Annotated in this window: 1 protein-coding gene; it reads right to left on the bottom strand. The window is 72.9% G+C overall.

What is annotated here, in order from left to right; all coding sequences use genetic code 11:
• Positions 1-501 (bottom strand): Ig-like domain-containing protein (locus RT2_RS24940; RefSeq protein WP_139280396.1); only part of this gene is annotated, 501 nt, incomplete at both ends.

The raw sequence follows: 501 nt of genomic DNA, 5'->3' as shown, positions 1-501 counted from the left end.
GATGACGGTCGGGCCGGAGACGGAGTCCGCGAAGCCCGCGCCGCCGGTGAAGACCGCGGTGATGCCGTAGGTGCCGGCGGTGTCGAAGGTGTGCGAGAGGGTCGCGACGCCGTCGACGACGGCGACCGGGGCGCCGATCTCGGTGGTGCCGGCCTTGAACTGGACGGTGCCGTTGGCGCCGGCGGGGGCGACGGTGGCCTTGAAGGTCATCGCCTGGCCGACGGTGGAGGGACCGGAGACGGCGAGCGCGGTGGTGGTGGCCTCACGGTTGGGCTCGGCGGCCTTGACGGTGACCGAGAACCCGGCGGAGGTGGACGGGGTGAATCCGGCGGTGCCGACGAACTTGGCGACCACGTTGGCGGTGCCGACGGTGGTGAAGGTGTGCGGCAGGGTCGCGACGCCGTCACCGGTGCCCACGTCGGCGGTGCCGACGGGGACGCCGTCGACGGTGAACTCGACCTGACCGGCGTCCGGGATCGGCATGACGGTGGCGGCGAGGTT

The sequence above is a fragment of the Rhodococcus tukisamuensis NBRC 100609 genome (assembly GCF_001894985.1).
Classification (GTDB): Bacteria; Actinomycetota; Actinomycetes; order Mycobacteriales; family Mycobacteriaceae; genus Rhodococcus_G; species Rhodococcus_G tukisamuensis.
This window is presented reverse-complemented; position numbering and strand designations above follow the sequence as displayed.